The organism is Streptomyces sp. NPDC006643, assembly GCF_042870175.1.
Lineage (GTDB): Bacteria > Actinomycetota > Actinomycetes > Streptomycetales > Streptomycetaceae > Streptomyces.
Genome location: NZ_JBIAHA010000049.1, coordinates 1 through 13,775, shown reverse-complemented (window position 1 = coordinate 13,775; position 13,775 = coordinate 1). Strand labels below are relative to the sequence as shown.

11 protein-coding genes and 1 pseudogene are annotated in these 13,775 nt (G+C 71.5%); 7 read left to right on the top strand and 5 right to left on the bottom strand.

Going from position 1 to position 13,775, the window contains the following annotated elements; genetic code table 11:
- Nucleotides 1-186: 186 nt before the first annotated feature.
- On the bottom strand, nucleotides 187-1,104 hold the full coding sequence (locus ACFYNU_RS38175) for an FkbM family methyltransferase (RefSeq protein WP_388768654.1): 918 nt from the start codon (nucleotides 1,102-1,104) through the stop codon (nucleotides 187-189).
- A gap of 268 nt (nucleotides 1,105-1,372) precedes the next feature.
- Here ACFYNU_RS38175 and ACFYNU_RS38170 point away from each other — a divergent pair, with 268 nt between their 5' ends.
- Nucleotides 1,373-2,260: an LLM class F420-dependent oxidoreductase gene (locus ACFYNU_RS38170; RefSeq protein ID WP_356584902.1), complete on the top strand. Its 888-nt coding sequence runs from the start codon at nucleotides 1,373-1,375 to the stop codon at nucleotides 2,258-2,260.
- 146 nt (nucleotides 2,261-2,406) lie between these two features.
- On the opposite strand, the gene ACFYNU_RS38165 is transcribed toward ACFYNU_RS38170, so the two are convergent.
- Nucleotides 2,407-2,811 carry a nitroreductase family deazaflavin-dependent oxidoreductase gene (locus ACFYNU_RS38165; RefSeq protein WP_356584903.1) on the bottom strand — a complete coding sequence of 135 codons (405 nt, stop codon included), beginning with the start codon at nucleotides 2,809-2,811 and terminating at the stop codon, nucleotides 2,407-2,409.
- Between the two features lie 313 nt (nucleotides 2,812-3,124).
- A pseudogene (locus ACFYNU_RS38160) lies at nucleotides 3,125-3,520 on the bottom strand (hypothetical protein); the annotation flags it as partial.
- 303 nt (nucleotides 3,521-3,823) lie between these two features.
- Between ACFYNU_RS38160 and ACFYNU_RS38155 the strand changes: the two are divergent.
- The 5 genes from ACFYNU_RS38155 to ACFYNU_RS38135 all read left to right on the top strand — a co-directional run bounded on the left by ACFYNU_RS38155 (nucleotide 3,824) and on the right by ACFYNU_RS38135 (nucleotide 11,113).
- Nucleotides 3,824-5,644 carry a hypothetical protein gene (locus ACFYNU_RS38155; protein WP_356584904.1) on the top strand — a complete coding sequence of 607 codons (1,821 nt, stop codon included), beginning with the start codon at nucleotides 3,824-3,826 and terminating at the stop codon, nucleotides 5,642-5,644.
- Nucleotides 5,645-5,791: 147 nt separating this feature from the next.
- The gene (locus ACFYNU_RS38150; RefSeq protein WP_356584905.1) at nucleotides 5,792-6,619 is read left to right on the top strand and encodes a nucleotidyltransferase domain-containing protein; all 828 of its coding nucleotides are present in this window, start codon (nucleotides 5,792-5,794) and stop codon (nucleotides 6,617-6,619) included.
- A gap of 125 nt (nucleotides 6,620-6,744) precedes the next feature.
- Nucleotides 6,745-7,392: a hypothetical protein gene (locus ACFYNU_RS38145; RefSeq protein WP_356584906.1), complete on the top strand. Its 648-nt coding sequence runs from the start codon at nucleotides 6,745-6,747 to the stop codon at nucleotides 7,390-7,392.
- A 146-nt stretch (nucleotides 7,393-7,538) separates the two neighbouring features.
- A complete protein-coding gene (locus ACFYNU_RS38140) occupies nucleotides 7,539-9,575 on the top strand; it encodes a bifunctional aldolase/short-chain dehydrogenase (RefSeq protein ID WP_356584907.1) in 2,037 nt (678 codons plus the stop codon).
- Between the two features lie 116 nt (nucleotides 9,576-9,691).
- Nucleotides 9,692-11,113: a rhamnulokinase family protein gene (locus ACFYNU_RS38135; RefSeq protein WP_356585152.1), complete on the top strand. Its 1,422-nt coding sequence runs from the start codon at nucleotides 9,692-9,694 to the stop codon at nucleotides 11,111-11,113.
- A 25-nt stretch (nucleotides 11,114-11,138) separates the two neighbouring features.
- On the opposite strand, the gene ACFYNU_RS38130 is transcribed toward ACFYNU_RS38135, so the two are convergent.
- Nucleotides 11,139-11,933, bottom strand: a complete 795-nt coding sequence (locus tag ACFYNU_RS38130; protein ID WP_356584908.1) for a phosphodiesterase — start codon at nucleotides 11,931-11,933, stop codon at nucleotides 11,139-11,141.
- A 452-nt stretch (nucleotides 11,934-12,385) separates the two neighbouring features.
- Here ACFYNU_RS38130 and ACFYNU_RS38125 point away from each other — a divergent pair, with 452 nt between their 5' ends.
- Complete coding sequence (locus ACFYNU_RS38125; protein WP_356585153.1) at nucleotides 12,386-13,270, top strand: TauD/TfdA family dioxygenase; 885 nt, start codon at nucleotides 12,386-12,388, stop codon at nucleotides 13,268-13,270.
- A gap of 15 nt (nucleotides 13,271-13,285) precedes the next feature.
- On the opposite strand, the gene ACFYNU_RS38120 is transcribed toward ACFYNU_RS38125, so the two are convergent.
- The gene (locus ACFYNU_RS38120; protein ID WP_356584909.1) at nucleotides 13,286-13,570 is read right to left on the bottom strand and encodes a hypothetical protein; all 285 of its coding nucleotides are present in this window, start codon (nucleotides 13,568-13,570) and stop codon (nucleotides 13,286-13,288) included.
- Nucleotides 13,571-13,775 lie beyond the last annotated feature (205 nt).

Here is a 13,775-nt window from a genome sequence, read left to right as displayed (position 1 = left end):
GGGGTGGGGGGGTTTGTAGTGTTGTGGGTTTTTTTTTGGGGGGGGGGGGGGGGGCCCGCCCCCGCGGGGGGGGGGGGGGGGGGCCCCGGGCGCCCCCCCCCCCCCGACCAGCCGCCCCGCCACGAGCGTCCCGCCCGTGCCGGGGCGGCGTCATGTCCGGGCGCGCGTCGCGAGTTGCCGGACGCGTCAGGCGTACTCGCGCTCCTTCGGCGCGAATATCAGATTGCGGCTCTTCTCCGGGCGGTCGCCGGTGATGGGGACGAGCCTGCCGTCGGACTCCGAGATCCAGCGGAAGGTGTAGTCCAGCCCCTCGAAGGGCTCGGTGAGCTTGCCGAGCAGCGTCTTGTGCAGGGCTTCGAGGATGATGACCGGCCGGTCGCGCTTGATGAGGTTCCGCGCCCCGGCGAGGACGCTCGGCTCGTGGCCCTCGACGTCGATCTTGATCAGGTCGACCGGGGTGTCCCCCAGCGTCTCGTCCAGGGTGAGCAGATGGACGCGGGTGGTGAAAGCACTGGCCAACGGCTTGTCGAAGTCCTCCAGCGAGGAGCCGGTGGAGAGCAGGTTCGACAGGGGGAAGCGGATGTTGATGTCCGCGGTGCCCGGATGGTCCGAGACGCCGTTCTGGTGCAGCACGAGATTCTTCAGCCCGTTCGCCCGGTGGTTGACGGCCAGCCTCGCGTGGATCGGCGGCACCGGCTCGAAGGCGTGCACCGTGGCCTTGGGCGCGGCGAGCGAGGCGATCATCGCGTAGTAGCCGACGTGCGCGCCGACGTCGAGGATCGTACGGCTGGTGGCGGCGAGCCGGCTCCAGTGGTGCAGGCTCGCGGACTCGTAACCGAAGCGGCCGTTCCATACGGTGTCGAGGGCGACGGCCTCGTCGTTCGCGCAGAACATGACGAACGGCGGGCAGTGCTCGGAGTCGATCTCGACCCAGCCGTGGTACGGAAAGCCCTTGCGGTGCTTCGTGAGGATCTCGGAGGTGGTGACGGGCCTGATCCGCGCCGCCTCCTTGTCCGTCCGCCGGTTCGTCTCGTCGAGATCGCGGATCCGGGTACCGACCCGCCCGCCGGTCGCTCGGCCCGGCCTCGGCTTCCCGGCGCTCACGCTTGATGAGATCTTGCGGAGGATCTTCACAGGGCTCCTTGACGTCGTTCAGGTGGCCGGGGGGGGTAGGCCGATGCTGCCGACACCGAATGAGCGGCGGATGTAGGTGTGATGAACGCGAGGGGAACCATCACACCTTCGCGCCGGGGCGCGGAACCAGCCCCCGAAACCGGTGTCCGGCCACCGGCCGGACCCTCTTCGCGCCCGAGTGCGCCGCCGCCGGGCGCGGTGCAGGAATAGCGGCCGGGGCCCTGCGTTAGCTTTCAGTATGCCCACTGACAATGACGCACGTTTCGGCAGGATCGGTATCTGGAGTTCGGCCCTGCACCCCGCGGAACCGGCGGAGCTCGCGGCGGTCTCGGCGGCGGTCGCCGAGCTGGACGCGCTCGGCTACGGGACGGTCTGGATGGGCGGCAGCCCCTCGCTCGACCAGGTGGTCCCCGTCCTCGAAGCGACCCGGCACATCACCGTGGCGACCGGCATCCTCAGCATCTGGGACCACCCGGCGGAAGCTGTCGCCGAGCGGACGGCGCGGCTCCGGCGCGACTCGGCGGGACGCTTCGTCCTCGGACTGGGCGTCAGCCACAGCGGGTTCAACCCGAACTACGCGCGGCCCTACTCGACCATGGTCGAGTACCTCGACGCCCTGGACGCCGCGGCCGACCCGGTGCCCGCCTCCGGGCGCGTCCTCGCGGCGCTCGGCCCGAAGATGCTGAAGCTCGCGGCCGACCGGGCGTGGGGCGCGCACCCCTATCTCGTGACGGCCGAGCACACCGCCGAGGCACGCGCGGCGCTCGGTCCGGACGCGCTGCTCGCGCCGGAACTCACCGTCGTACTGGACACGGACATCGACCAGGCGCGCGCCGTCGCACGCGGGATGCTGTCGATGTATCTCCAACTGCCCAACTACACCAACAACTTGCTCCGTCTCGGCTTCGCCGAGAGCGATCTCGCGGACGGCGGCAGCGACCGGCTGCTCGCCGCGCTCTTCGCGCTGGGCGACGCGGAGACGGTACGTGCCCGGGTCGACGAGTACGTGGCCGCCGGCGCCGACCATCTGGCGCTCCAGGTCCTCTCGGGCGACCCGAGCAAGGCACTGCCGCGCGCACAGTGGCGCACGCTGGCCCAGGCGCTGGAACTGACCCCGCGGAGCTGACCGGCGGAGGTGACCCGGCCGAACCGGCCTCACCGAACTGACATGACGTCACAACACCGCCGACGCCGACGAGTTGATGTCGGCGCCGGCGGAGTCGTGAACGGGCGAGCGGCTTCACGGAAGCGAAGACTCACACGGCCGGACGGTCAGACGCGCTCCAGGACGACCACGGGGATCTCCCGGTCCGTCTTGGTCTGGTACTCGTCGTAGTCGGGCCAGACCTCGGCCATCCGCCGCCACATCTCCGGCTTCTCCTCGGGGGTCGCGGTACGGGCGCGGGCGGTGTAGCGGTCGCCCTTCACCTGTACGTGCACCTCGGGGTCGGCCTGGATGTTGAGGTACCACAGGGGAGGCTCGTCGCTGCCGCCCTTGGAGGCCACGACCATCACGTCGTCACCGTAGGGCCGGTAGATGAGGGGGGTGCTGCGCTGCTCACCGCTTTTGCGGCCGGTGGTGGTGAGGATCAGCGTGGTGGTGCCGTTCTCCCAGTCGTGCCCCACCTCGCCGTCGGTCTCCTGGTAGCGCCTGACATGCTCTTTGCCGTACAGCATCTGCCGTCTCCTTCCGGGTATCGCTCTGCCCGCGGCATCCGCGTAGGGAAGCCGTCCGGGCCCGTGCGAATCAGACCGTAGCAACGTCCGCACGGTGGCGGCCGTTGTGCGGCGCGTACGCGCGCCGCGTGTCCGAGAGGATGAACGGCGGTGCGGAGGGAGTTATTCCGATGCGTCGGAACCGCGATTAGCGGGGCAGTCTGCCCAGTTGCAACGTGTCGGCGAAGGAGTCTTCCCGCGTATGCCATTTCCCGGCGACTTCCGAGGGCTTTACATATGCGTACGCGTAACTGTCCTGGATTTCCGAGTCGTCGATCAGTGAGGGGCTCGCGCGGTCCATCCGCAGCGCGTCCACGGATTCCGCGAGAAGTTCATATTCCGTCGTTTCGTCGCGCGTGGCGACGCGAATGAGCTGACCCGCCGCCAGATGTTCCGCGACCCGGTCCTGATGGGCCTGGTTGTCGCGCCAGGCCCGCAGCATCTGGGGTACGTCGGGAGCGGTGTCCGCCAGGGGGGCGAGCGCGCGGGCGGGGAAATTGTCGTTGTCGGGGCTCGGATCGAGACGTTCCGCAATCCAGGTCGCCCGGTCCCGTAACCACCACAGTGCAAGTGACAGAGTGGGTGCGCGATACGTTCCCAGGGGTACGCCTATACGCTGACCGCCACTGACTCCGTAGGCGGTGACATGGCACAGGAATTCATCATGCACGGCCGCTCTCCTCGCGCCGTTCATTGGTGGCCCGGTGGCCTGGGACGTAATGCTGAATGAATGATCTTCAGGTCCCCAACGTATTATTATGTAGTTCGTCGAGGGACTGTCACGGCATCATTCTGGCCAGAGTTCGAGGGTGTTAATCCCTCTCCACGGCCGAATTTCGGTCGCGGCGCCGGAGCCTGTCCGGCCGCGGCGGGGGCGGCGGCCGTCCGCCAACCGCCTTGCACCGCACCGACCTTGACGTTCACTGTATGGAGTAGCAGCGCGACGCTGCGGCACAGGACAACAGGGGGGCACATGGCGACGGGGAGAGACAGTGACGAGAAAGGAACGGGCGGCGGATCGGAAGCGGGCGCGGACGCGTCCTCGGACGCGGGGCGGCGGGACGACGAACCCAACGACGCCGTACCGCCGGCGGTGCCGCCGCAACAGCCCCTGACACCGCCGCCGCCGACCCAGCCGCCGCCCTTCCAACCGCCCGGCCGGCCACCGGCGTTCGGACCTCCCCCGCCGGTCTTCGGCCCTCCCCCGCCCGCCGCTCCGCCGCAGCCCGTCGGCCCACCGCCCGCGTCCGGTCATGTGGCCGCCGTCGGGCTCCTCAACCTCACCGGCCTCGGGCTCGGTTACGCCCTGATCCGCGACCGGCTCCGGCTGGCCCTCGCGCTGGCGGCGACCGCGCTGTTCCTGCTCCTCGTGCTGCCCGCCGACACCGACGGCGTACCCGCCCTCCCGGTGGCGCTGTACGTCCTGGTGCTGATCGGCGCCGCCCTGGACGGCGCGCGGCGCGCACGTGTCCCGGTCCCGCGCCCTCCGCTGGTGCTTCCCTCCGTGCGGCCCGCCGTGGCCGTCGCCGTGGCTCTCGTCCTGCTCGCCATACCGGTCGGCGGGGCGGTCGCCTATGAAGCGGCCCAGAACGAGGCCGTCGAGAAGATGCTGCTCGGACGGCTCGCCGACGCCGACAAGGACGTGAGGACGACGCGCGAGAGCTCCGGCAGCAGCGAGGACAAGGCCGCGGGGTTCACGGCCGCCCTCGGCGTCTACCGTGAACTCGGCGAGAACGAGGGGGATTCGAGGGCCGGGAAGCTGGTGCCCGAACGGCTGGCGGCGTTCTACGACGCGGTGTCCGTCCCTTACGCGGAGAAGAACTACTGCGAGGCCGTGGACGCCCTCAACTACCTGCGTGACGTGCCCGATTCGGTCGACGGCAAGCTGCTCGGCAAGCTGGCGAAGTGGCCCGACGACCCGTTGGCCACCTCCCTCCTGGAGTGCGGGAAGCAGGGGCTGGCCGCGGGCGAGTCGGTCGCGGACGGCGGAGACCTCGGCGAACTCATCGCCACGTTCCCCAAGTCGACCCAGGCGGCGGCGGTGAAGCCGGCCGTCGACACCGCGATCAAGGAGCGCGCGGGGAAGCTGGGCGGGGCCGATCCGTGCACGTCCACCACGGAGTTGAAGAACATCTCCGAGATGGTGAACTCCTTCCAGACGGACACCGCTTCCCTGAAGAAGAGCGCCGCGTCGGCCGTGGAGTCCGGGACGTACGCCTGCGGTGTCGACCAGTTCAAGGACAAGAAGTTCGACCTCGCTCTGGAGACGCTGAACTCGTTCAGGTCCACGTACAAGGACAGCGGGCGCGGGGACCGTGCGCGGGACATCGCCATCGCCGCCGAGATCGCCGCGGAGCGCGGCGCGGCCGGGAAGCGGCTGCCGCCGGAGAACGCGCCCGGCGGGCCCCGGCTCGAGGTGGTGATCAGCAACGACGCCGCGGACGCGGTGGAGATCCTGTACACCGGGCCGGTGACCGGCACGATCAAGATCAAGGCGTGCGGGGGCTGCGAGAACTACTCCAGTTACGGCGCCGTCGACAAGGCCTGCAAGGACTCCGGCAAGGGTTATCCGAAGAAGACGCTGCGGCTGCCCGTCGGTGACTACCACTTCCTGCTCAAGCACTCCGGGGACGCGGCCGACGACGTCACCAGCACGACGGACGGGATGTCGATCGACCCCGGGTACTCGTACACGTACTGCAGCTATGTGGTCGAGTCGGACCCGTTCGGCTCCATTCCGCCGATCGATCCCATCGACCCGATCCAGCCGATCGACCCGGTGCGCGCCGGGTAGGGCGGCGGGCGCTCGCGTAAGATCCACGGCATGGGTACGACATAGGACACGAGCGTGGTCCGTGACCACCAACCGGCCGCCCGGCAGGGCCGGTTACCGGGCCGCGTTCGTGTGCCGTCAGCCCCAGTCCGAGGAGACACCAGCCCCGTGCCGTACGTATCGCCCTCCCCCGTCCTGAACCACCGTGTCGAGCGGCTGCGTGCGCTCGCCGAGGCCGAACCGCGCCTGGACGGCGTCCTGTTGTACGGGTCGTGGACCCTCGGGGAGTCGGACGCGCACTCCGACATCGACGCGTATCTCTTCGTACGGGACGCGGACGCTGACACCTTCGACGGCCGGGAGTTCGTCGAACGGCTGGCGCCGCTGAAGATGGCCCACACCAATATGTACGGGATCCTCGCCGTGGTCTTCGAGGACCTGATGCGCGGTGAGTTCCATGTCGACGCGGCGGGGCCCGGCATCGACCAAATCCCTTCGTGGGAGGGGATGGTGCACCTCCCCGACCCCGAGTCCGCCGTTCTGCTCGACCGCGACGGGCGGCTGACCTCGGCCGCGCGCCGGCTCGCCGAGTACCGGCCGCCGGAGCCGGTGTCCACGGCCAAGGAGCTGTGCGACGAACTGGCCAACTGGACACTGATGCTGGCGCATGTGCGGGCACGGGGCGAGAGCGCCCGCGCGTACAACCTGCTGCACGCGGTGATCTCGCCACTCCAGTTGAAGCTGTGCCGACTGCTTAGGGGTTCCACGGCGCACTGGCTGACACCGAGCCGCGCGCTGGAGCAGGACCTGCCCGAGTCCGACCGCGCGCGCCATCTGGCCACCACCGGCGGCGCGCGGCCGGCCGAGGTCCGGTCGGCCGCGATGGAGAGCTGGCGGTGGAGCCGGGAGCTGGCCGCCGAGGCCGCGACACGCTGGGGCACCGAGCTGCCGCTCCAACTGCACGACGAGATCGCGGAGTTGCTGGCCAAGGGGTGAGGTGTCCGCCGCCTGGGGCCCGAGGGCAACTCCGGTCCGGACACATCACCCCTGAGTGAGCAACCGCCGGGCCCCCGGCGCGCGTTGTCCCTTCGGAATGGTCGCCTTCCGAGGAGAGGACCCACATGGACGTGGCCGGCGCCGGGGGTGGAAGCCGAGCGGCCCGTGGCCGCCGGGCGGTCGGACTGGTCGTGTGCGTCCTCGCGATCGTCGCCGTGGCACCGGCCGTCGAGCGCGTCCGGTACGGAGCCCCGTACCCGACGGCCGATCCGGCGCGGGCGGCCGAGCGGATCCAGGAGCGTTCGCGGCGCGCGTACGGTCTCATGCGGCTGCCGGAACCGGTGGCGGCGGCCAGGAACGTGCTCGACGGTCGGGTCTGCCGTGGGCGTGGACTGCTGAATCTCACGGGCGATCCGGAGCCGGGAGTCATCGGCCCGGAACACCGCTGGGGCGTCGACGGCGTGGCCGAGGAGGTCGCCCGCCCGGCACTGGACCGGCTGCGTGAACGGCTGACGGCTCAGGGCTGGGAGCACACCCATGAGCGGGAGGGACGGGGTACGGGGATCGTCCAGGCCGGATTCCGCTTCGAGGATCCGGTGAGCGGCGACACGGTGGACGCCCGCTGGAACAGCGCGCGTGGCGCCCTGTTCGTCGATGTCCGGGCGCCGTGCGCGCGCGTACCGGACACTCTCGCCGGCGCCTCTCGGGATCTCTTCCTCCGGGCTCCCGCCCGGCCGTTCCCGGGCGGCGCACCGTCCGGCGTCCACGAGTGAATTGATTCAGACCCGGGGGTCCTGAGCGGGCTGGGAACACCGGCCCGCTCAGAGGCCGCACAGCACCTTGACACGCATCCGCGGCGCCACCTACCTTCGCAGTGAATCGATTCATTCGTTGATCTGGGATCGAAGGAAGCCTCTTGATGACGTCCTCCCCCGAAGCCGAACTCCTGGCGCGTTCCCACCGTCTGGGCGCCGACCCGCGCAACACCAACTACGCGGGCGGCAACACCTCCGCCAAGGGACTGGCCGCCGACCCGGTGACCGGTGCCGACACCGAGCTGATGTGGGTGAAGGGGTCCGGCGGGGACCTGGGGACGCTCACCGGGGCCGGCCTCGCCGTGCTCCGGCTCGACCGGCTGCGGGCGCTGGCCGAGGTGTATCCCGGGGTGGCACGCGAGGACGAGATGGTCGCCGCCTTCGACTACTGCCTGCACGGCAAAGGCGGCGCGGCCCCCTCCATCGACACCGCCATGCACGGCCTGGTGGACGCCGCGCACGTCGATCATCTGCACCCCGACTCCGGGATCGCGCTCGCCTGCGCGGCCGACGGCGAGGCGCTGACGGCGGAGTGCTTCGGCGGGCGCGTGGTGTGGGTGCCGTGGCGGCGCCCCGGCTTCCAACTCGGCCTGGACATCGCGGCGGTGAAGGAGGCGAACCCGGAGGCGATCGGCTGTGTGCTGGGCGGTCATGGCATCACCGCGTGGGGAAACACGTCGCGGGAGTGCGAGGAGAACTCGCTGAGCATCATCCGAGAGGCCGAGCGGTTCCTCGCGAAGCGCGGCCGGCCGGAGCCGTTCGGTCCGCCGCTGGAGGGATACGGCCCGCTGCCCGACGACGAGCGGCGGGCGCGCGCCGCCGCGCTCGCCCCGTTGCTGCGCGGGCTGGCCTCCACCGACCGCCCGCAGGTGGGTCACTTCACCGACAGCGAGCCCGTGCTGGACTTCCTGGCGCGCGCGGAGCACCCGCGTCTCGCGGCGCTCGGCACCTCGTGCCCGGACCACTTCCTCCGTACGAAGGTCCGGCCGCTGGTTCTCGATCTGCCCGCCGCCGCGCCGCTCGACGAGGTGAAGGACCGCTTCGCGCGGCTGCACGAGGAGTACCGCGCGCGGTACGCCGCCTACTACGACCGGCACGCCGACGCCGGCTCACCGGCGATGCGGGGCGCGGATCCGGCGATCGTGCTGGTGCCGGGCGTGGGCATGTTCTCGTACGGCAAGGACAAGCAGACAGCCCGGGTGGCCGGCGAGTTCTATCTCAACGCGATCAATGTGATGCGGGGCGCCGAGGCGGTCTCGTCGTACGCGCCGATCGAGGAGTCGGAGAAGTTCCGGATCGAGTACTGGTCGCTGGAGGAGGCGAAGCTCCGGCGGATGCCGGCGCCGAAGCCGCTGGCCGCCCGTGTCGCGCTGGTGACCGGCGGCGGGTCCGGCATCGGCAAGGCCGTCGCGCACCGGCTGGCGGCCGAGGGCGCGTGCGTGGTCGTCGCCGACGTCAACGCGGCGAGCGCGGCGGAGGTCGCCGCCGAACTGGGCGGCCCCGAGCGGGCGTTGGCGGTCACCGTCGACGTGACCGACGAGGACGCCATCGCCGCCGCCTTCCGCGCGGCGGTGCTCGCCTTCGGGGGCGTGGACCTGGTCGTCAACAACGCGGGCATCTCGATCTCGAAGCCGCTGCTGGAGACGACCGCGCGGGACTGGGACCTCCAGCACGACATCATGGCGCGCGGTTCGTTCCTGGTGTCGCGGGAGGCGGCGCGGGTCATGACCGCGCAGGGCATCGGTGGCGACATCGTCTACATCACCTCGAAGAACGCGGTGTTCGCCGGTCCCAACAACATCGCCTACTCGGCCACGAAGGCCGACCAGGCACACCAGGTCAGGCTGCTGGCGGCGGAGTTGGGCGAGCACGGGATCCGGGTCAACGGGGTCAACCCGGACGGGGTGGTGCGCGGGTCGGGGATCTTCGCGGCGGGCTGGGGGGCGCAGCGGGCGGCGGTGTACGGGGTGGCGGAGGAGAAGCTGGGCGAGTTCTACGCCCAGCGGACGCTGCTCAAGCGCGAGGTGCTGCCGGAGCATGTGGCGAACGCCGTGTTCGCGCTGACCGGCGGCGACCTCACGCACACCACCGGTCTGCACATACCCGTCGACGCCGGCGTCGCCGCGGCGTTCCTGCGCTGAGCGGGCGGGGGGTCGTCGCCGTGTCGTACGGCACCGAACCAGCGGCGGCGGAGTCGCGCCGCCCGGACGCCCCGGTCTTCGTCGCCGTCGACCTGGGCGCCACCAGCGGCCGGGTGATGGCGGGGCGGGTGGGCCGCGCGGGTCCGGGCACGCTGGAGCTGACCGAGGTCCACCGTTTCCCGAACCGGCCGGTGCGGCTGCCGGACAGCTTGCGGTGGGACGTACTCGCCCTCTATCAGGGGGTGTTGACGGGGCTCGGCCGGGCGGCCCGTCGTCACGACGACATCGCGTCGATCGGGATCGACAGCTGGGCGGTGGACTACGGGCTGCTGGACGCGGACGGGCAGTTGCTCGGCAACCCGTACCACTACCGGGACTCCCGCACGGAAGGTGTGGGCGAGCGGGTCTGGGAGACGGTGCCGGCCCGGGAGCTGTACCGGATCACCGGGTTGCAGCATCTGGGGTTCAACACGGTGTTCCAGCTGGCGGCGGCGTCGGGGAGCGTCCAACTGGCGTCCGCGCGGACGCTGTTGATGATTCCGGATCTCCTGACGCACTGGCTCACCGGCACTGTCGGCGCGGAGGCCACCAACGCGTCCACGACGGGCCTGTTCGACGCGCGTGCGGGCGACTGGTCGGACGCCCTGATGGGCCGGCTGGGTATCGACCGGGGTCTGTTTCCGCCGATCCGGCGGCCGGGGGACGCGGCGGGAACGCTGCTGCCGTACGTGGCGGCCGAGACCGGGCTGCCGGAGTCCACCTGGGTGACGGCCGTGGCGTCCCACGACACGGCCTCGGCCGTGGCCGCCGTGCCGGCGACTGGGTCGGGCTTCGCGTACATCTCGTGCGGTACGTGGTCACTGGCCGGTCTCGAACTGACGGAGCCGGTCGTCACGGAGGCGTCCAGGGCCGCGAACTTCACCAACGAGCTTGGCCTGGACGGCAGTTACCGCTTCCTGCGCAACATCATGGGGCTGTGGCTGCTGTCGGAGAGCCTGCGCACCTGGGCGGACCGCGGACTGCCCGCCGACCTGGGTCCGTTGACGGAAGGGGCGGCGCGGTCACGGCCGTTCGCCGCGCTGGTCGACCCGGACGACCCGTCGTTCCTCACACCCGGCGACATGCCGGGCCGTATCACCGCGTACTGCGCGCGCACCGGCCAGGAGCCGCCCGACGACCGGGCGGCGACGGTCCGTTGCATCCTGGAGAGCCTCGCCCTGGCGCACCGCGCCACGCTGCGCACGGCGGCCGAGCTGTCCGGCACGGACATCCGCGTGGTGCATCTGGTGGGAGGCGGCAGCCGTAACTCACTGCTGTGCCAACTGACGTCGGACGCCACGGGGTTGCCGGTGGTCGCGGGCCCTGCGGAGGCCACCGCGCTCGGCAACGTCCTCGTCCAGGCGCGGGCTCACGGCCTGGTCGGCGACCGCGCCGAGATGCGCCAACTCGTCGCCCGTACGGAAGGGTTGCGCCGCTACGAGCCGCAGGGCGACGGGCGGGCCTGGTCGGCGGCGGCGGCGCGGATCGGACTGGGCTGAGAGGCCGGTGCGGGAAGAGGCAGCCTCAACCACCGGTCCGGTAGCCGCCGATCGGGGCCGCCGCGTGGCTGACCGGGACCGTGTGGGTGATCCACGAGGTGCCGGCGAGCAGATGGAGAAGGAAGGACGTCGGCTCGGGCAGATAGTTCGGGACGCCTTCGCGCAGGGCCAGTCCGCTCTGGAGATAGGTGCTCGGGGCGACGGCGAGGGTGCTGTTCGCGTAGGCGGCCGTGACCGGGCGGTGGACGTGGCCCGCCAGGACGCGGACCACATTGGTGTGCCGTACGAGCACATCGGCGAGCGCGTCGCCGTCCGCCAGCCGCATGCCGTCCAGAAACGGAATACCGACCGGCAGCGGCGGGTGGTGCAGACACACGAACGCCGGGACGTCGGGCCTCAGGGCCAAGGCCCCGTCCAGCCAGTCCAGTTGAGCGGGCCCGAGCCGCCCGCCGCCCTCACCGGGCACCGAGGAGTCGAGAACCACAAGGCTCAGTCCGGGCAGCTCGGCGACGTAGTACGCCTCGTGGGCACCGCCCATGAGACCCGTCCCGCCGAATGCCTCGACGAGCGCGCCGGGTTCGTCGTGGTTGCCCGCCACGAGGAACAGGGGCAGCGGGAAGCTCCCGAGCACGTCACGCAGCACCGCGTACTCCGCCGGGGTCCCCCGCTCCACCAGATCTCCGGTGATCACCACAGCGTCCGGCCTCGGGTCGAGGACGAGAACGCGCCCGAGCGCCCGGCTCAGTCCCTCCGCGGGCGCGCCGCCCAGCGGGCCGGTGGTCAGGTGCGGGTCACTGAGGTGTGCGACGGAGAGGGCCATACGCACACCCTGCCCAGTCCCGCCGGCACCCACCACCGGCCGGGCGCCGGCCGTCCTGCCGATGTTCCCGGGACGGCGGCTGCGGTACGGTGCCTGCCATGGGTCCGTACTCGAACCACCGTGTCGTGGAGCCGCTTCTCAGCGGCCCACGCGGTGAGTGCGCGCCTCGCGGCCTCAGCTTTCTGCTGCGCCGCGGCCGGGTGGGATCCCCGCCCGTCCTCTGTTGTCGCTGTCGCTGACCTCCGGCGGCGACGCGCCCCCTGCCGTCGTGGACCTGACGCCCGCGCCCACGCGCCGCGGCGGGCCGGGCCGTAGTCCCTTCCCACCGGTTCGTTCTCCCGAGGAGACCCTTGACCACCACCGCCGCCATATCCGCATCGGACGCCTCCGCCGCCCCCACTGTCCCCGGCGCCCCCGCTGCCTCCACTGTTTCCGCTCTCCGTGATCCCCACATTCCCGCCGACGGCCTGTACGAGGGGCATCGCGAGCTGCGTCGCGTGCCCGAGGGCTGGGAGGACCGGCCGTACGAACTGTTCGGGCTCGTCCCGCAGTCCCGCACCATCGGCGCCGAGATCCAGGGTCTGGATCTGTCGGTGCCACCGTCGCCCGCCGTGCGGGACGAACTCGATCGCGCCCTGCTGGAGTGGAAGGTCCTCTTCTTCCGGGGGCAACGGCTGTCCTCCGACGCGCAGCGTGCCTTCGCCCGCAACTGGGGCGAGTTGGAGACCAATCCGCTGCTGGCGGCCGGGGATGCCGAGGACGTGGTGCGCTTCGACCGTACGGCCGTCCCGACCTTCGAGAACGTGTGGCACACGGACGTCACCTTCCGGGAGCGCCCCGCGATGGGCGCCGTGCTGCAACTGCGCGAGGTGCCGCCCGCCGGGGGCGACACGATGTGGGCCGACATGGCGGTGGCGTACGACAATCTGCCGCGCGACGTGAAGGACCGGATCGACGGTGCCCGCGCCGTGCACGACTTCGTGCCGGGCTTCGCGCGGTTCTCCCCCGCCGAACGGCTCGCCCGGTTCCAGGACATCTTTCCGCCGGTGGAACACCCGGTCGTACGCACACATCCGCGGACGGGGCGCCGGATGCTGTTCGTCAACACGTCGTTCACCACGCGGATCGTGGGGCTCGCGCGGGAGGAGAGCGACCGGCTGCTGCGCCTGCTCTTCCAGCAGGCGCATGTGCCCGAGTACCAGGTCCGGTTCCGCTGGCAGGCGGGCGACGTCGCGTTCTGGGACAACCGCGCCACCCAGCACTACGCGGTCGCGGACTACGGCACGCACCGGCGGGTCGCCGAACGGGTCGCCATCGCGGGCGACCGTCCGTACTGACCGTGCCGCGGGCGCCTACCCCTCGTCGGTGAGACCCGCGATGCGCTCGCGATAGGCGGCGATCTCGCGTTCGGTGAGGGCGAGACGCCCGGGGCCCGCCTGGTCGGCGGCCAGGGAGGTCGCCTGCTCCATCGCGCGGTACAGCGGGCCCGGCAGGTTGAGCAGGAGCTGGCCGTGCTCGGCCGTCTCGATCACCATCCACGAGTTGCGGTCGGCGGCACCTTCCCCGACAACGTTCGGCTCGATGGTGCTGGCGGCGACGACGGTCAGGACGGGGGGAATCGGGGTCTCTTCGCTCATGTCTCCCTCCCTATCAGGGTGGCTCGCGCAATGCCCGGTGATCGCGGGGAGTTCCCCCTCACACGGCACGGCGTGGGGGGGGCGCGGGGGCCCGCGGGGCCCCCCCCCCCCCCCCGGGGGGGGAGGTGCCGGCCCCCCCCCCCCCCCCCGCCGGGGGGCGCCCGCCCCCCCCCCCCCCCCCCCCCCCCCCCCCCGGGGGGGGGGC